Source organism: Vibrio sp. 99K-1, assembly GCF_013114585.1.
In the GTDB taxonomy this organism is placed as follows: Bacteria; Pseudomonadota; Gammaproteobacteria; order Enterobacterales; family Vibrionaceae; genus Vibrio; species Vibrio chagasii_B.
The window spans coordinates 33,377-51,364 of record NZ_VTXF01000016.1; the positions used below are offsets into that span (position 1 = coordinate 33,377).

General features: G+C 44.0%; 15 protein-coding genes. 7 read left to right on the top strand and 8 right to left on the bottom strand.

What is annotated here, in order from left to right:
* Positions 1–16: 16 nt before the first annotated feature.
* Genes F0228_RS13760 through F0228_RS13775 form a run of 4 tightly spaced genes read left to right on the top strand, consistent with a single transcriptional unit; the run spans position 17 to position 4,165 of the window.
* Positions 17–451, top strand: a complete 435-nt coding sequence (locus F0228_RS13760) for a DUF4402 domain-containing protein (RefSeq protein ID WP_008217484.1) — start codon at positions 17–19, stop codon at positions 449–451.
* 52 nt (positions 452–503) lie between these two features.
* Positions 504–953 carry a DUF4402 domain-containing protein gene (locus F0228_RS13765; protein ID WP_061031507.1) on the top strand — a complete coding sequence of 150 codons (450 nt, stop codon included), beginning with the start codon at positions 504–506 and terminating at the stop codon, positions 951–953.
* Complete coding sequence (locus F0228_RS13770) at positions 950–1,660, top strand: molecular chaperone (RefSeq protein WP_171762324.1); 711 nt, start codon at positions 950–952, stop codon at positions 1,658–1,660. The genes F0228_RS13765 and F0228_RS13770 overlap by 4 nt, the downstream gene beginning before the upstream one ends.
* Before the next feature lie 54 nt (positions 1,661–1,714).
* Positions 1,715–4,165, top strand: coding sequence for a carboxypeptidase-like regulatory domain-containing protein (locus tag F0228_RS13775; RefSeq protein ID WP_171762325.1), 2,451 nt, complete (start codon positions 1,715–1,717; stop codon positions 4,163–4,165).
* A 76-nt stretch (positions 4,166–4,241) separates the two neighbouring features.
* On the opposite strand, the gene F0228_RS13780 is transcribed toward F0228_RS13775, so the two are convergent.
* Positions 4,242–4,988 carry an ADP-ribosyltransferase gene (locus tag F0228_RS13780; RefSeq protein WP_061031896.1) on the bottom strand — a complete coding sequence of 249 codons (747 nt, stop codon included), beginning with the start codon at positions 4,986–4,988 and terminating at the stop codon, positions 4,242–4,244.
* 280 nt (positions 4,989–5,268) lie between these two features.
* On the opposite strand from F0228_RS13780, the gene F0228_RS13785 reads away from it, so the two are divergent.
* Positions 5,269–7,098: a ricin-type beta-trefoil lectin domain protein gene (locus tag F0228_RS13785; RefSeq protein WP_171762326.1), complete on the top strand. Its 1,830-nt coding sequence runs from the start codon at positions 5,269–5,271 to the stop codon at positions 7,096–7,098.
* 55 nt (positions 7,099–7,153) lie between these two features.
* Here the strand turns inward: F0228_RS13785 and F0228_RS13790 are convergent, their stop codons facing one another.
* Positions 7,154–8,002: a sterol desaturase family protein gene (locus F0228_RS13790; RefSeq protein WP_061031503.1), complete on the bottom strand. Its 849-nt coding sequence runs from the start codon at positions 8,000–8,002 to the stop codon at positions 7,154–7,156.
* Between the two features lie 87 nt (positions 8,003–8,089).
* Positions 8,090–9,103 (bottom strand): DUF2804 domain-containing protein, encoded by a 1,014-nt coding sequence (locus F0228_RS13795; RefSeq protein WP_061031502.1) that lies wholly within the window; start codon positions 9,101–9,103, stop codon positions 8,090–8,092.
* A gap of 167 nt (positions 9,104–9,270) precedes the next feature.
* Here F0228_RS13795 and F0228_RS13800 point away from each other — a divergent pair, with 167 nt between their 5' ends.
* Positions 9,271–10,305 (top strand): AraC family transcriptional regulator, encoded by a 1,035-nt coding sequence (locus F0228_RS13800; protein WP_171762327.1) that lies wholly within the window; start codon positions 9,271–9,273, stop codon positions 10,303–10,305.
* Positions 10,306–10,357: 52 nt separating this feature from the next.
* On the opposite strand, the gene F0228_RS13805 is transcribed toward F0228_RS13800, so the two are convergent.
* Both F0228_RS13805 and F0228_RS13810 read right to left on the bottom strand, forming a co-directional pair.
* Positions 10,358–11,323, bottom strand: a complete 966-nt coding sequence (locus F0228_RS13805) for a chromosome partitioning protein ParA (RefSeq protein ID WP_171762328.1) — start codon at positions 11,321–11,323, stop codon at positions 10,358–10,360.
* 15 nt (positions 11,324–11,338) lie between these two features.
* On the bottom strand, positions 11,339–12,673 hold the full coding sequence (locus F0228_RS13810) for a sphingomyelin phosphodiesterase (protein ID WP_171762329.1): 1,335 nt from the start codon (positions 12,671–12,673) through the stop codon (positions 11,339–11,341).
* Between the two features lie 345 nt (positions 12,674–13,018).
* On the opposite strand from F0228_RS13810, the gene F0228_RS13815 reads away from it, so the two are divergent.
* On the top strand, positions 13,019–13,540 hold the full coding sequence (locus F0228_RS13815) for a DUF2058 domain-containing protein (protein ID WP_171762330.1): 522 nt from the start codon (positions 13,019–13,021) through the stop codon (positions 13,538–13,540).
* Positions 13,541–13,702: 162 nt separating this feature from the next.
* On the opposite strand, the gene F0228_RS13820 is transcribed toward F0228_RS13815, so the two are convergent.
* From F0228_RS13820 to F0228_RS13830, 3 genes are all read right to left on the bottom strand, one after another.
* Entirely contained in the window at positions 13,703–13,885 is a 183-nt protein-coding gene (locus tag F0228_RS13820; protein ID WP_171762331.1) for a hypothetical protein, read from the bottom strand.
* Positions 13,886–14,078: 193 nt separating this feature from the next.
* Positions 14,079–15,698, bottom strand: a complete 1,620-nt coding sequence (locus F0228_RS13825; protein ID WP_171762332.1) for a M91 family zinc metallopeptidase — start codon at positions 15,696–15,698, stop codon at positions 14,079–14,081.
* Between the two features lie 4 nt (positions 15,699–15,702).
* Positions 15,703–17,982: a hypothetical protein gene (locus F0228_RS13830; protein WP_171762333.1), complete on the bottom strand. Its 2,280-nt coding sequence runs from the start codon at positions 17,980–17,982 to the stop codon at positions 15,703–15,705.
* Positions 17,983–17,988 lie beyond the last annotated feature (6 nt).

Consider the following 17,988-nt stretch of genomic DNA (forward strand, 5'->3'; position numbering starts at 1 on the left):
ATAAAGGATTAAAGAAATGAACAAAGTCTTTAAGGTTGTTGCTGTCTCTGCACTTTCTATCTCTTCAGCGAACGTTTTCGCTGTGAGTGACACTTTTGATGCAACATTAGAAGTAAAACAAGCAATTACAATGACAAAAACCAGTGATTTAGACTTCGGTATCATCACATCAGACAACACTACTGATGTTGTTGTCGCTCAAGGTGATGCAGGAGCTGCGGCGTTTACGCTTTCTGGAGAGTCTGGTGATACGGTAACAGTAAGTATTTCAGATACCAACTTGGTTAACGGCGTAAATACAATCGCGGCAGAATTTGATTTTAATAACGCGATAACTCTTACCGGGGGTACTGCGGATCTTAATATTGGTGGCACTGCACGTACTTCGAGCGCAACATTAGTCGCTGGTACTTATACTGCAAACGTTGCAGTAGATGTAACTTACCAGTAATTAAATGAAACTAGTCTAATATTGTGGCTGTTATATTGCAGCCGCTTTTACTATGAAGTCTCTATTTAGATGTGTAGTTAAGTACACGGCTTATATTGGTCTTATTTTTTATTCAAGCCCGTTCTATGCTCTGGAAATAATTCCTGAGAATATGGAAGTAAAATTTCCGGGCATGTATGTTTCTGGTTCTGGGCAGAATGCCGATGCTAATCCATCGAGTAGTCAGATTTATGTGGTGCGCTTTTATGTCGAAGGTGAGCCAGGGAAAAAGATCGTGGTTTCGCTCCCATCTAACCAATACCTTAACCATTCCCAAAAGTCTAAACGTCTTCGTATCAAAAAGTTCTATTTTGGCTGTGGCTTGTCGAAAAGGGGCAGAGCGAAAATAAAAGGGAATGGCAGAAGTAAACTGCTGTGTATTGGCGCAAGAGTAAAAATCGGCGCGAATCACCCAGCTGGCGTTTATACCAGTACCATTCCTTTTGAGGTTAATTATAAATGAAGTTATTTATCTCATGTATTGTCGGCTTACTTTTCACTGCACAAGCCTATGCTCAACTCCTTATTGCACCAACACGTTTCGTCTTAGATGCTGATACCTCTGTGACAGAAAAAATCGTGGTAGAAAACAATTCAGATGAACCGATTCGATTAGAGATAAAACCTATCTATCGACCAGTAAAGGCGATTGGGTTGGTGCGTACCGATGCCAATATTGCTGAGTCTGAAAACATCGCTGATTGGATTAAAGTGTCACCACCGATTATTCGTGAATTGAAGCCTAACCAAAGGCGCACCGTTCGCCTGCGTATGAACGCCTTACCTGCGGACATGCCTGATGGTGAATACCGTGCTTATCTATGGTTCTCTCCGATAGCGAAAGCGCCCGAAGCCTCACCGCCAGACCTGTCCAGAAAGGTGCGATCTAACAATGGTTCAGCGTTCCAGCTTAACTTCCACATCAATAGTTATGTGCCGGTTTACGTACAAAAAGGTGAACAGGTCCAAGATGTTAAGTTTGAATGTGATGAACAGAGCCTCAAGATCACCAATGACGGTAAGTTTCAGTTCAGCGCCAAACTGAATGTCGACGAACACAGCGAAAAGGTGGTGTTGCTGCGTAATGCTGAATTAACCAAATCGCTTCCAAAAGGCTCAAAGATTTCACTGGTTCAAAACGACGAGTCTTTGCACGAATGTGTTCTATAACTTGAGCTGTATGCTGTCAGTGCTTACGCGCTCGATTGAGTGACGATAAGATTCATGTTCCAGCACCTGTTATGTCGACTTGTCTTGCTTTGCTCTTTGCTTCCATTTGTCGCTTATTCGCAGTCAGAACAGGAAAGCGAGGCGAGTGAACTCTATCCTGCTCATATAGAGGTGCGAGTAGGACAAGTCGGTGATAGCTTTTACCGTGTCATGATGGATGATTACGAAGAGCCGTTCATATCGATATCCAATGCGGCTTTTTCGCTGTTAGAGATGAACGGGCAGTGCGATGACGTGGGTTATTGTGAAATCTACCTGCCGCAAGATGTGGGTAGAGAGTCTCCCCCCTATATTGTTGATACCCAGCAAGCGCTTTGTTATCGCGATGACAATAATATCCAATCAATTAAGTTTGAAGTGATTGAGTCTGAAACCTATATCCACTGGTACAGCCTACAAGCGTGTATCCCTGCCAAAGTCCGATGGGACATTGATGACTATCGGCTAACCGTGTCGCCAGAGTTCAGTTCGTTAACAGAGCTGGAAGCGGTGATCTCGAAGATCAAGAATGAATCCCGCAAGAAAGCCGAAGAATTAAAACGTGCCTCTAACGTACCTGCGGTCGACCCCCTTGCTGGGGTGGGATTAGCGACACGAGTAGCAACGTCTGTATATCACGACAGTGAAGAGGGCGGCGATGTTTACGTTATTTCCGATACCATTTTAAGCACCGAACATTCCTTATCCCGATTGTCTATTGATTCGAGAGAAGATCAGCCCATCGTTTATTACAACATTGCGGTTGAGACTAACGATGGTGAGGGCTCGCTTGAGTTAGGGCATGTATTGTTGGATGGCAGCGTTTTTACGGTTAACCAAACTCTTGAAGACGGGCTTTACTACACCAATCGAAACCGTCAGCCAGAGTTCGGCAACTTACAATTGGAACGTACAACTCAACCCAATATCAGCATTGATGTGTTGGTTAATGGTATCTATCAAACCACTTATCGTTCTGATGAGTTTGGACGTTTTGTCATTGAAGAAGACAACATTTCCCCAGGTGACACCATAAAGTTTCGTTACTACTTGTCTAAAGGGGTGTGGCAGGAGGAAGAGATCACCGTTGCTGGTTTAGAAGATGCCTTTTTACCACACAATGAATGGGGCGTTGAGGTGGTAGGTAATGAAGGCGCGGATCGAGCTGGCGCTGTCTCGTTAGAGTATGGCCTCGCTGACTATTTTACCGTGGGTAGTGCTTTCAGACGACAGCATGGTAAAGACTTAGTCGGTTTTCAGGGACGATATTTACCGACCCATTGGTTTGCTGGTCATATTGGTTGGTTGCCCGATTTTAATCGGTTCCCAATGGAGTTTGATATCTTGCTAGGTGCCGATCAGTCCGCATCGATTGAACTTAATAAGACCGATGAATTGGATTTAGAGTCGATGGAGTATGATGTCTTCAAGTACAACTTGTCACTTGCAAATCTCACTGCCTTTTTAACGGTAAGAAACGATGACGACGAGTTAAGTGTAGAGCCAAAAGTGAACGCCAAAGTGTCTAGTAACCTGTTCCTTTCTTATGCAGGAGATTATCAATACACGAAAGATACCCACCAAGATAGTTACTTGCATACCGTCGAGCTCGCCAAAAGCGGCTTCTCTGACACATCGTGGAATATATCTGGAACAGTGAATGGGTCTGGACATCATGAACGCACTGAGCTCTCCTTAAGAAATGCCTGTAAAGAGTGTGTGCTTGATCCTTTGAAGGTATTTCAAGAGCTGACCACTAATGTATCGGCACGCTACCAGAAACAAGAGGTCTCATTTACTGCCTCTTTGGAAGCACGCGTGAATCCATATCTGCTCTTTAAATTGGAAGGCACAGAAGACCGATATGGCGTCGAGATGACCACGGAATTTGGTGCGAAAACCTATTTTGACGAAGATATTGGCGAGTTTGTTGAATGGAATCGATACAACCACTCTAAACTGACCGGCATCGTGTATGACCATCACAAGCAACCTATAGCCGGAGTCAGCTTACAGGTCTTAGACCAACGTGCTGTTAGTAATTCAAAAGGAAGGTTTGAGTTTTCAAGTGTTCCTGCTAGAGAAAAGCTACCAATTTATATCGATGAAGGAGCGTTAGACCTCAACTTAACACCAATTCAGAATCCAGTGTTTGTAAATACTAAGCAGGTGGGACAAACCCATGCACCGATCGAGATGGTGATGTCATTTGGTGTGGATGGCACTGTGGAAGGGGATATAGAGAGCAATGCGTACCTGCATTTTAAACACATCCAGAAAGGCACCGAATATTCCAGTGAAATAGAGAGTGATGGCTTTTACATGGTCGAAGGGCTTATCGCGGGTAAATATATTGTGACCTTAGAGATGGGAGACAAACGATTCGTACAAGGTGCCGAGTTGGATGGGGATTTTTGGGTAAGCGACTTAACATTTCAGCTGATCGACTTTCATAAGGTCTATTAGTGCTCGTTAAGGCTGAGGAAAGATGTCCTCAGCTTTTATCATAATGCCTAATGTTTCCTACCTAACGGCAAAGTCACTAGTAGATACAGGCTTCTGCTACGGTGAGGTTTTCTCCTGAATGGAGATCTTTTATAGGGCGCGTGCCGACCTGTTCTGCTGATACCTCGCGATAGATCACTTGATTTCCCTCCGGCGTGGTATTGATTGCCGTGACCTCAAACAGAGAGTTTCTATTAACCAGCACCTCTAATTCATCATCGCGCACCGTGGGTATCACGATTCCATGTTGACCAAGGTTAAGCTCAAATCGAGAAAGTTGCCCATTATGAAAAGTATAAGAAGATGTTTTCGAGATAGACGTAGATAAGTATGAATTGGGACTGACGATATCTCCAACTTTTACAGTGTCTCCGTAAGCGGAGAGTAAGCTCTCCCCACGAAACACCGTCCCTTTGTATTTGATGCCATGTTCGAACGCTGAGTCTATTTCATTGATTAATGATTCTGTCTCCGAGTCCATTCTCCCTTGCGCTAACCCTCTTCTTATCGGCTGATAGGCATCATCTTGATACCTTTCTAGTGCATCAATCTCACTAGGGTTTAGGTGTTGGTTTTGCGCTCCTGCTTGTTGGTACAGCTGCGACCGGATCTTAGCGAAGTCTCCATAATTCGATTCGAATCCTGGGTCAGACATATCTTCAAGAATGGCTTCAATGTTATCAGCACTGTAATACTGAGCGTTATATTTGAGGGCGGCGAGTGAAGTAAATGGTAGTGCAGAGAGGCAAAGGGCAAGCAAATAGCGAATGTGTAATGTTTTCATTTTAGTAATAATAATCAATTTATAATAGCTTTTCATTATACATAATATGCCTATTGTTTAATATGGGTTGTTGCATATCTATCTGATTATTTATAGATAGTTCGCGTTCTAATTAGTTCAGAAGATAAATGGAGGTGTTATTCGAAAGCGAATCACAGTTTGATTTATTGGCACGATCGTGAAATTGATTTATCCCATAAAGCGAACCACTCTGCTTACTTTGTCCTGTTAATGGTAATTATTATCAATAACAACAGTAACTGAGAGAGTAGAAATTTTAATGAAAACGATCGTAACTTTATTGTCAGCGATACTCCCATATGCCGCAGTCGCTAGTGATTCACAAGTCACTGAATTCATGGAGGCGTTTCATGAATCTCCCCAGACGGTTATGGATGCTATTCCGGAAAAAACTGGTCAGGTTATCTTTTCCAAGAACTCCGAGTATATGAGTCGTCATCGAGACTTGATGAGAGACACCATCATGAGAAGGGGAGAGGCAAACTCAGAAATATCAGAGTTTTTATTATCACCGATTCGACAAAACGATAATCCAGCTCGTTTAGTTGATGCAGGGAACGGACTGATTCGCAACTTAAACCAATTGGCTCAAGTGGCACCTAATCAAACGCGACTTGATGCTCAACCTTGGTCAGATACCTATTGGCCTCTCTACTCTGGTGCACTTGCTTGGCGTTATGCCGATAAGGAACTGAGAGCGAACAATTGGCAAGACTATTTCAACTTCAGTCATTCACAAAAACCACTAGAGTATTATCAGGGCAAAGACCGTGATGACCTGTCGCCAGCAGAAAAATATGATCTTCTGGTTGGAGATGAGAATTTCACGCTGACCCAACGTTCATGGGAGTCGGGGAAGGGATATTATGAGTCTCGTGGCCATGTGGAGCGTTGGATGGGCCTTTGCCATGGCTGGGCACCTGCCGCCTATATGCTTCCTCGACCAAAGCAATCGTTGATTGTACCTGACGCGAATGGAGAGCCGCTTACTTTCTACCCGTCAGATATCAAAGCTCTCGGGACATTACTATGGTCTGAAGCGCCGTTTAGTTCTCGCTTTATTGGTGGGCGCTGTAACATAAAAGACCCGGAGAGAGATGAAAATGGGCGTGTTGTCGATCCGAATTGTGTAGATACCAACCCAGCCAGTTGGCACTTATCTATCATAAATCAATTGGGCATTTCCAAGCGTAGCTTAATCATGGACGCAACTTATGACTATCAAGTTTGGAATCAACCTGTTGTTGGTTATAAGGTGACCTATTTTAATCCACAAACGAACCAAACCGCTTCTCAACCAGCAGCGGTAACCATTGACCTGAGTGATTACCGTAAAGATAGATTTTCTAGTTACCGTTCTTCAAATGCCCAAAGCGTGGTCGGCGTTCAGATGGTGGTCAGTTATGTCGTTGAGACGTCCCCAACCCATAGAACCAGTGACTCACCGCGTTACGATGGTATTACTAACGTTACTTATTACTACGACTTGGAACTTGATCAAAATGGTAATGCGATTGGTGGGGAATGGTACCAGAACCGACATCCAGACTTTTTATGGACACCGACTCCTCAATCGATAGCTAAATCATACTATGATGGCCAAGGCCTGTGGGACATTACACAGCCTGTTCCTCAATCTTGGCAAGATAACGCTCGTAGATCATCACGCAGCACTCAACCATTGACATCAGTAGTGAAGGCTCTGTTCGAAGCATCGAGTGGTACGCAGACCGCTGGTGAATGGCGAAGTATTGTTACCGAGTCAGAGGATGGATTGAAATGTTTAGATGCCGAAGTCGATGGCTCTAAATCAGGTTTAGTCATTTATGGTTGGCGCTGTCACGATGGTGATAATCAAAAGTGGAAAATGAATGCGAATGGCAAGTTGATCAACAAAGCCGCACCAACTATGTGTCTTGACCAGAATGGAATAGATATTAGCTTAGAGTTGTGCCGTAATCATGAGACTCAACAATGGCGTTGGGATAATGGTCAGTTGAAGAATGGCTTAGCAAACTCACTGAAATGGAATGACCGCACTTGGCGGGTGGGGGCTGATATCAACGGTAGCCAGTGGCGTTGGAAATAAACTGAATTGGTGGCCCGCCTAATGTGGGCCATTTTCATCCATCAATTCGCAGGAGTTAATCAGAAGGCGGAGAGAGCATTAACTTAATTTTCCGCATCCTAGATAGCTGCGTATTCTTGAGGTCTGTCCATATTAGCCTCCACTCTTGGAAAGTAACCGTGATGGGGTTATAACTGTTCACTGGTTTAGTGACGCCGTAACGCACGGTTTCTACTTCCGGTTCAAAAGTACCAAAGAACTTATCCCAGATAATAAGCACACCAGCGTAATTTTTATCGATGTATTGCGGATTCCTGCCGTGGTGCACTCGGTGGTGCGATGGCGTATTAAAGAGGTACTCAAGAGGCCCTAAGCTTCGAACCCACTGTGTGTGAACAAAGAACTGCAAACCTAGGTTTAAAAGCACCACGAAGACCACCCACTTCGGGTCGAACCCTATGATGACGAGTGGCACCCAGAATAGCCACATCCCCGCGATTGGGTACATTAAGCTTTGACGAAAAGCGGTACTAAAGTTCATGCGTTCTGAACTGTGATGCGCGACATGAGCGGCCCACATCCAGCGAACACGATGACTTGCTCGATGGAACCAGTAGTAAAAAAAATCCTGTAAAATCATGAGCACAATGAAACTCAACACGCCCATCTCTATATCCATTAAACGCCAACCAAATAACCATAGGTAAAGCTGAACAATCAGTAGCCCGGTCAATAAGTCCGAGAGCTGATGCATACCTGCCAGTGTGAAATTACATACCACTTCAGATAGCTTATAGCTTGAGTTATCTGGTAATCGTCCTTGTTTCTGACCAATAAAATACTCCGCCAGCATGCAAATCATGAACAAAGGCGCCAGTACCAATAGTAGCCATTCTGGGTGATTGATTAATGCGTCGATATTCATCCTTTATCCTTGTGGGTCCACTCTGAGTGATGAGGTGATATGTTGAGTTAATCGCTATTCATTAATTCGCCTAGGTAGCAGGCTTTTCTACCAGCGAGCGAAGTGATCTTCGGTTAAACCAAGCACCTCATCGAGCTGGTGGGTTGTCCCTTCGTTGTCTTTAATTGAGCCAGAAAAGTGACCGATGAACTGGCGAAAGTTACTCTTTAACAGCCATAGGTTTAGCTTTTCGCTGCGGTGGTTGCAGGGAGTAAAAGTCAGGTTGATGCGTCCATCTGCAGACGTTATCTGCCAAGGCAAATGGGTATCTTGGCGGCTAAATGTAAACTGTGCATCACTAAGTAAGTGTCGGGTCCCATTAATCCACAGTACGTTTTCACAGCCACCTGTTTCATTAACTCCAGCCGCGAGGTTAAGCCCAATGTTCGTGTTATCCACTAGCGCATTGATGCTAGCCCAACGCCAACTGGTTTCACGTCTCATGTATCCAGCAGAAAAGTCATAGCCAGCACGTGCGTCGTTGAGAGAGACCGCTCGTTGGTTGATCTCAAGCGTTCCAGTTACTGTTAGTGCATTGTGCTTTTGGGTGTAGGTCCATCCTGAATAACCAGTTGGTGTGCACATCGCCATAGGCAAGCTTTGGGGCTCTGGTCGCAAGTTAAGTTGTGCTTTCACATGCTTGGTGTTGAGTGAGATGCTCCAATGTCCGTCTTTAATATCAAAGACAATACTATGACCTGCGATTTTTGTTGTGCCTTGAAAGGGGGAGTGAGTAACTTGCTTATCAACTGCTAAAGGTCGCAGCCAATTGGACTCATCTAGGTGATTACTCTCTATGTCGTATACGTAACAAAACGCCGAACTCAAGTAACGAATGTCAGCAATAGCAACGCCAATGATGTGAGTCTGTGTAACTAGGCTCACAAACTGAAATTGCTTGTAATGGAAGTGCTTACTCCAAGCGCTTGCTTTTGCGTCCATGGCGTTTCGATAGTCAAACTTATCGATGTTGAGATGTTTTGGGACACCATCGAAATGCCCAATGATTGGCTGACCATTAGAGTTAATCACGCAGTCTGGAGCTGGAAGTGTGTTTATCATTGCGATGGTTCACATTAATTTAACAATTAACCCCATTGTGCGGTGAGTTTAGTAGAATTTGGAGGTCATATTCGGACAGGAGCGGGTTTCTAATCACGATCTTACCTATTTAGGGGCGATCGTGAGCGGTTACGTTGACGGAGGTGATCTGATTTTAGGAGATTCGATTGAACATTATCGCAGAGTACATGCCAACCGAGCACCGCCATCACCTGGGCGCTTTAGATGTGGGATTATTGCTCAATGCCATAGAACAAAGAGGCGTGAATACTGAAGAACTACTCTTTGGTTTAGGACTTGAAAGTGCCGATTGGCGAGATCCCAATACGAAACTGACTTACGCGGATAAACTGTCTATTTTCAGTGCTGTGAACCAAAGCTTTCCACATGATGGTTTGGGTTTATGGCTTGGGGAAAACGCTAGCTTGAGCCACTTTGGTGTGTTGGGGTATGTGTTATCGACCAGTCAAAACGTAGAAGAGGCGATCAAGGCAGGTTTTAAATACCTACGCTTGAACGGGCCGATCTTCTCGGTAAAGTTGATTCGAGATGGTGAGAAAGCTGCGATACTGATCGACAACACATTAGAGGTTGGGGACCTGCTTCCTTTCTGCAGCGAGTACTTTCTTAGCTCGATCCTTTCTTTGTTTCAGGAACTGACTGGCTCTGTATTATCGATTGAAACGCTGTTGTTGCCTTATCCATGCCCCAATTACGCCGCATTGTATAATGAACGGTTTGCGTGTGATGTCGCCTTTGCTAAGGTCAGTTGTGAGATGCGATTTGATGCATCGGTGTTGTCCCAAACCCTACCAACTCATGACGCCGCCACTCTGAAACGTTACCTCACTTCTTGCCAATCGATTGTTGAGACCTTGGATTCAGAGCATCTATTAACCAACCAGATAAAAACGATCTTCTACCAAACGGTAGGTCACTTTCCCAGTATTGAGCGACTCGCAGAGCAGTTTGGTTGCAGCTCTCGCACACTCAGGCGCGAGCTGAACGCTCATGATTCCAGTTATCAGAAATTATTATCGGAAGCTCGTATTGAGTTAGCCAAAGAGCTTTTGCTTGCGACAACCATGAGCATTGAGGATATCGGTGAAAGGCTTGGCTACAGTGATCCTGCAAACTTCAGAAGGGCATTTAAAGGCTGGCTTCATAAAACACCAGCACAGTTTCGCAATGACCTCAGCTGATCCGATACCACGGTAGTTGGCTGGTGATTTGAAGCTAGATTGTCCAAAGAGGTTATTTAAAGAAGGTCTCCCGAAAGCCAGACACCTGTTGTTGATAGTATGTATCCCACTCTTGTGTGCTCCAGTCCCTATGGCTGGTAGACCGCAGTACATCTAAGGACGACTTTAGTTGAGCGAATTGTTCATGATAAGTTGCCACCGTTTGCTGTTGCTTCGCTACTTGTTGTTCACGAGCCACAATGTTGCTTGCTTGTGATTCATCCAAATATATCTCTTGCAGTTCTGCCTTAATGGAGGCTAGCTCGGTTGGGCTAAAGCTACTCGGAAGTAATGACATAGCGAGCTCGTATTGTTGTGCTTTAGTTTCTACGTTTAATGCTTCGGCTTTACTTTGCCACTGCGACAGTAATTTTTGATAGTGCAAAGTAAACTCGTTCGCTTCTATCGAATTAAGTGCCTTTGCACTAAGCGTAAAATCTAAATGCGCAAATTGATCGGAAAACAGCTGGTGGGCTAACTCACCCCATATCTGTTGCGCGGATTGCTTAAACAAGGCAACGCGCGCCTCTAAGTCATCTACTGAGTCGAGAGGGATGCTACTTTCCATCGTTTTCCAGTCTGAATAGAGAGCAGGATAGTTGCTCAGTAATTCAAACCATTCTTTTGATAACTCAGATTCTAGTTGCGATAGTTGTACCGTACAGTTGTTGGCCTGTTCGCATTGTGCCCAGAATTGGTCAAACTCATTGAACAAGCTTTTACCTTCAAGGCTAACCAGCTGGTCTGCATACGCTTTGCCATCAATCGCTACAGGCAGATTGGATTGGCGCAAAGCGTCTTGCTGTCTTTCGGTTTCGTGATTCTCAATGAGAGGGTAATCATCGCTTGATTGATCAACGACTTCCTGTTCAACTAAAGCCGTGGGTGTTTCTGGTGTTTCTGGTGTTTTCGATGACCATGAATAACTCATCATGCCCACCAATGCGGTGAGCATGATGATTAATATAACGCGCTGCATTTCTTATTCACCACGTTACTTGATGACTGCACTAACAGGGAAGTGGTCTGAAAGATTGTAATGCTTCCAAAGCTCATTACTGGTAGAGCGGGGAACGTCAACCCGGTTATTGTTATGCGCTTTCACTGCGTATTCGGAACTTACCACGACATAGTCTAGGTATTCGACGTTTTCCCCACCGGACATTGGCTCGCCAGCGAAGTTATTAATACGTGGGTCGAATGTCGACGCCGTATAGCCTGAATACTCGGGTTCAATCGCTTGAAGATTGGCAAACATCTCTTGGTAATCACTTGGAAACTTAAGCTTATTAACGTTGAAGTCACCGCTATAGATCACAGTTTCTGATGCTGGGATATCGAGCGATACGGCTAACTCGCGCATTTGTCTAAATTGACGTTGTCGGTAGTTACGTGCCGTTGTGGTGTCGAACGATGCGGTGTGAGTACCAAACACGTGATATGCCTGTCCATTTTTGATGATCTCTGCGTAGTTCACGCCCTTGTCAGCAAAACAGTCAGTACCAGTGCAGTCGGGAAACACATATTGAGCTTCGTTAACAATAGGATAGCGGCTGACAATGATGACGCCGCCGTCATAGATGTTGATGCCATCTTTATCGAGCATCTTGGTTTGGTAAGGGTATTCTTTGGCCAGCTCACGTAAGAATTCATCTCGACCGTTGGCAAATACCTCTTGAAGTGCGAGTACGTCGTAGCCTTTGACATACTGAGGGAGCAGGTCGTAGCGGTCACCAATATGGGAGGCGATCGCAGGAAGAGCCCAAATGTTATACGTCATGACTTTCAACGTATTCGCATCAGGGTTCGGTTGCTCGTCTACTTTTTCTGGAGTGATGGTGTAGTGAATGTCATCGTAACGTGCTGTGTTATCAGCTTTGAGTGCGAGCTCGGTATTCAGGTCAAAGGCATCGGTCGTACTGCGATGAATATTACGGTCATCGTAGAGTCTCAAATTAACATCAGCAGCACTTAAGCCATGTTGTAGAGTAGAGTTGTACCAGTGTCCCTTCATGGTTTGATTAAGAGTGATACTTTCACCCACAGTATTCGAAACCACAGTATTGAATTGATAAGTTTCCCCTGATTTGACACCCGTCCAACGATTAAAGCTGATCAGCTTTTTGGTTTCCCAAGGGCCAATTTGTTCAACGTGTTGTTGCCATTCGTCTCCATATTTAAGGAGGTCAGTACCACTGTGACTGGCTTGAATCGTCATTACTTGATTGGTGTTATTGGTCAGATACACGTCGGTATCGGCGATAGCCGGGGTAGATAAGAATGAAGCTGATGCGAGTAATGCACTTAAGCTAGTCCATTGATTTTTCATTGGTTACGTTATCCTTACTAATGGGTGTAATGAATAACGTAGTCAATAGATATTGCGCTTGAGTTATAACTCTATAAGCAATATTAAATTATGAGATATATGCCAAGGTTTTATAAATTTGACCGTCTATTGAAGGTGAAAATATTGTTCTGATGGAATGAGAAGTGTTACGCGCGCGCAATAAAGTTGGAAGGTGAATTGGGATCGGTTAAGAGAATGAACAATAAGTCGTTTTGAGAGGATGTGTTAATTTTGGAATTGTTGAGTAATTTACTCTTGTCTGGTAAACAGAAACTCGAAAAACAGGTATGATAGTGCCGTTTTTAATCCTGAACTGGGAAAGTCATGGCAAAGTTAACACTCCAAGAGCAGATGCTTAAAGCTGGCTTGGTAAATGAGAAAAAATTAAAGAAGGCGAAGAAAGGCTCTAAAAAGTCTCGCGTTCAAGCTCGTGAAGCAAAAGCAGCGGCAGAAGAAAACAAACTGGCGCAGCAAGCAAAAGACAAAGAATTAAACCAGCAGCTGAAAGAGAAACAGTTGAGCAAAGAGATCAAAGCTCAAGTGAAACAGTTGATTGATATGAATAAGATTGACCAGAAAAATGGTGAAATCAAATATAACTTCACCGACGGTACTTTGGTTAAATACCTATACGTAGAAGAGCTGACTCAAAAGCAATTGAGTAAAGGTATCTTGAGTATTGCGCGTCAGGGCGAAGGCTATGTGGTTATTCCAACAGCGGTAGCAAACAAAATCGCTATGCGTGATGAAGAATCAATCGTTGATACTCAAACGGCAAGCAGTGATGAAGTTGATGAAGATGACCCGTACAAAGACTTCGTTATCCCAGACGATCTAATGTGGTAATGGTTTGCTGATTACTTCTTGATTCGTCATATGTTTATGGCGTTGAAAAGATAATAAAAGGCCCTGATGGTAGTACCGTCAGGGCCTTTTAATTTTAGCCAGATACAAGTTGTTCTCGCACTTTGATAGCGAGATGAACTTAATTTGTTCACCAACTAAACGTTAATCAGTGATAACCTCTGCGAGCTCGAACGCCGAGTCATGTGGGTAATCTTTGAGCTTGTGATATTCAAGCTGAGATTGCTCATAACCGTCAAAATAGCAGTCACCAATTTCGTTACGTGGACAAATGTGTACTTCGTCTCGTGAGATGAGTTCTGTTGAGCAACATGGACAGTATTTCATAGATCCTCCTGTTAGGGATTTCTGTCTATAGCCGACCTCATTAACTCAAACTTTTGTGTCGTTGTGATTGCATTTTTAAGTCACATAACGAGTTTATTTGTCATAGACTGGCCATGCGATTACGGTTAGTTACTAACAAAGGCCAGTTGTATACGACGTTTAACTGATAGCAAGCTAGCTTTTTAAGCCCTGTTTATTGGATGCTACATATATTGAAGCGAGAGCGGCTGCCACCACCAAGCATTTTCACATTGTCTTTTTTACCTAGCGCTTTCCATGCCGTGCTTTCTTTTGCGCTAAGATTTGATGGTTGGTAATCCAAGTTAGCGTATCGCGATACAACCACTTGTTTTTGCATGTTTTCTGAAAGACTGTCGATCACATTTGTTGTCACTTTGCCGTCAGAGTAGGCCATCACTAATACTTCGTCATTGTCTACCAGTGCCGAGGTTAGGGCTGTTTGGTTGTCTTCGTTGTACTGAACGTCTCGGTAACCTTGTGTCTCGCCTGCTCTTTGACCGGAAATCGCTCGATACAGCAGATTCTTTTTTCGTTTCTTTAGCGAACTCAATGGCGTTTCGTTCGCGGCGCTGTATAGGTTGACTACTTTGATGTCGTTCTGAGCTGCGTATTTCAAAATGGAACTTTGGTTACTAAGGCCTCTTCGTGTAAGTGCTGGCGAGTTTTGCAGGCTTTGAGAAAGACGCTGTTCGGTAGCGTCAACGATAACAATCGCTGGCTTGTTCCCTTCACTTAATGACTTTTGGAGTGCTTGTTTAACTTCTATATGAGCTTGCTTTCCTTCTACGGTATCCCATTTAGGGGCATGCTGAGGTGTTGCAGATGGTCTAGTTTCAAGGGGGTAGGGTTGATAGTCGTAATGCTCTTTTGGCCAATAAGTATTGCGCTTCTCTTTTCCTAGATCATCAGCTAAATGAAACTCGCTCACCACTTTTTCATTTTTTAAATACGCCTTGGCCTTTTCTTGTCCGAGTGCTTTCCAATGGAAATACATCTCTTCGCGAAGGTTGATCATTGATTGTCTTGCACTACTGATTTCCGTTACAGGATCCCGCCCATTTTCAGCATTGTTGTAGTGTGTAATTCCTGTCGTTTGGTACTCATAATTCGGAATGACATATTCGGTGATTTGGTTGGTGTCGGGATGTCGATGAGACAGAGGTGTACTGCCTTGTGGAACAGCGCCAGAAGAAAAATCTCGAGCGTGGATGAGCTCATGTCCTAAAGCGACGGTTTGATCAAATGGTGTGTTCTTTCCTGGAATGTTAACCATCTCTGTGGTGGAGAAGAGAATCGTATTCGATACACCTTTGCCATTGAATTGTCGTTGCCATGCCAGTGAAGCCTTTTGCTGGTCTTCGAACAACGAAGGTACTGTCTCGAATAGTCGGCCTGGGCCTTCAGGTTCCCTGATCACCGTGACAACAGTGGCCTTTGATTGATCGACTCCGATCGTATGTTCTATTAGTGGTTCAACAGCATCATCGGGTGCATTTACTGGTTCGTAGGTCGCGATTTGTCGCAAAATCTCACGTCCTGTTGGCGATAGTTGCAGGTTGCGAATCAATACGCTCATGTCTGCAAGGTAGGCGTCACTCTTGGTTTGCACGTATAGATTTTTGGACATGCGATAAAGGTTTCCATAAGCCCCGGAATTGTATCCTTCGATGACTCTTACGCCGTCTGGATCATCATAAAAGAGTCCAAATTCAGGTCCTTTTCCAGCAAATGTATGGCTTGAATTGATGAGCAGCATCAAGGTCAAAAGGGTTAGTGTAATTTTATGTTTCATAGACTTATTCCTCTAATGCCAATTGAATTTCAATCCAATCTTCTAGCTCTCTAAGCAGCATATGGTTGATGTGTGGAAGCATGGTAAAGTCATCCTCTTTAACGATGGCTCCTAATTGTGTTACTGCCGTTTGAATATCCCCTTGGCTTAACGCGCTCTTGATATCAACTAGGTCCGACCAAAGCTGGTGGGTAGAGATTTCTCCAATTTGAAACGCAATGGTGTCTTGATGGTCTTGTGATAGGTAGCTCAGATGAAGAGGTGATAGCGTGCTGTTGAACAGTTGATGTTTACTGTTGGTTGATATATTTGATTCTGACTGTTGATGCTGTGCGATTTGAAGATAGAGAGAAAGATCGCCCAATAAATACTGAAGTTGGTTGGCACTTGTCGCTTTCATCGCCTTTTCCGTTATGCTGTCAATGGCGTTTTGAAAGTTTCGCTCAAAGTGAGCGCCAGGTTGCGACATCACGTTATCGAGTATGTCTGCCATTTGAGGGGCATAAAACCTAAGGTTTGCTGCAGAGTATACGCTTGGGTAGGGTACTGAGTAATTGAGAGAGCGTATGTAAGAAAGGGTAATAGTGATCTTGAATTGAGGCTGAATAAAGTGTTTAAAAATTTCATATTGTTTGATTAGATCTAATACCCCACCACTTGGTTGTTCTGTTAGCAGCAGCTCGTACCAACGGCTAACCTGATACCAACTGTTGCGATTATTGGGGTCTGAGCTGTCAACTCCTTTGCTCTCCAAGTAATCATTGAAAGACGTTTGGTAGGGGAGAGCTTCTATGTTTGCTAACTTGGACAGGAGATCTTCAAATAGTTTGTTCGACGACTGGCCAGATATATAGGCGTTAGCAGTACTGATTAATTGAGTTTTAAATAAGCCAACTGGCCAACCAGCAATAACTCTCGATGCAACATGCTCTTCGACATTAAGTTCAACCTTTTTTAGCAACACTTCTGATAACTCTGGGTCCTTTATAGGGTGGTAAGTATCGTATAATGCACCAGAATCTTTACATGCATCGACAGAGGCTTGAATGCCTCCGGGTACAATGGCAGGAACTCCCCAACACTCTCTGGCTGGGCGTATCAGTAAGGTAGCCGTTTTAAGTTGCTCTTCACTGAGATAATCAAGCCCCCAAACTTCGTTTGCATACTCTCTCAATCCACTTTGCCTGACTTGAAATTCCAATGTACTTCGGTTGATTTTACTGTGTGTTATGATCGATGCGACGTGAGGTTTTGCCCTTTCTATTAGCCTTTTAACTATGTTCATTCTGTGCGTGGATAGTCGGCGTAAAGCGATTTCAACGAGCTCTCTTTTCTTGCTATGTAATTTTAAAGCGAGCGCGTGGTAGTCATCTTTGCTTAGGTTATTAACTAAATTGTCAATGCGTGAGGCCCCTTCAGTGCGAATACAGCGTTCTAGTTCTGTTAAAGAAGACTGAACGTTGTGGCATAGCGGCTGGTGCAGATTTGATTCAGGCGATACATGCGCGATAGATTTCAACATTTCTAAATCAATGCGTGCCATTTGTTTAGAAAGTTGCCTATCGTATGCAGCGGTCAGTCGGCGATATTCTGTGTCAGCTTCAAGAAGTAAGTGGTCGACATACATTTCGGCACTCTGTAATACGTGATTGTCGTATTTGTTAAGTAGAGCAATTGCGTCCTTTTTTTTGTGATGGAAGCGATAAAAATCTGGCGAGTGGTCACTAAACACGTAATGTGATTGGTTTTCAAACTCTTCAATTTTTTCTTTCGCTGCGAAGTACTTAATATCATTCGACAATAGGTTTAACTCATCACCAACGAGAGGAACTATGGAAAAAACAGAAGCGGCTTCATCAAGACGAGTAGAGGATTCCTGAGAGAATGTACTTACCACGTTGTCTAGCCAAAAGCCCACGGCGACCGCATCTCCAACTGGCCCTAAAACTTCGAGCGTAGAAGAGCCCGCTTTACCGAGGCGGTTGAATAGACTTTGTTCGCTTAGTGTACTTTCAAAAGTTTGCGGGACGCTCGCCAGTGCTTGCTCTGTCTGTGGCCAAGCTGCCGAGAAAGAGTTTGTATGAGCATCGTGCTCAAGTTCGCCTAGTGCAATGCCAAACTGTGGCTCTGAATAAACTTCGTTTCGAGCCCAGGACGTAATACGATTCTGGGTAATCGCATCTAATGATTGAGTATCTTGGACGTCGTCACTAAGACAAAATGCGACGGATAAGGGGCTATAGACAATGGCTGCGAACCGCCATAAATGGATTTTCTTGGTCATATTTAG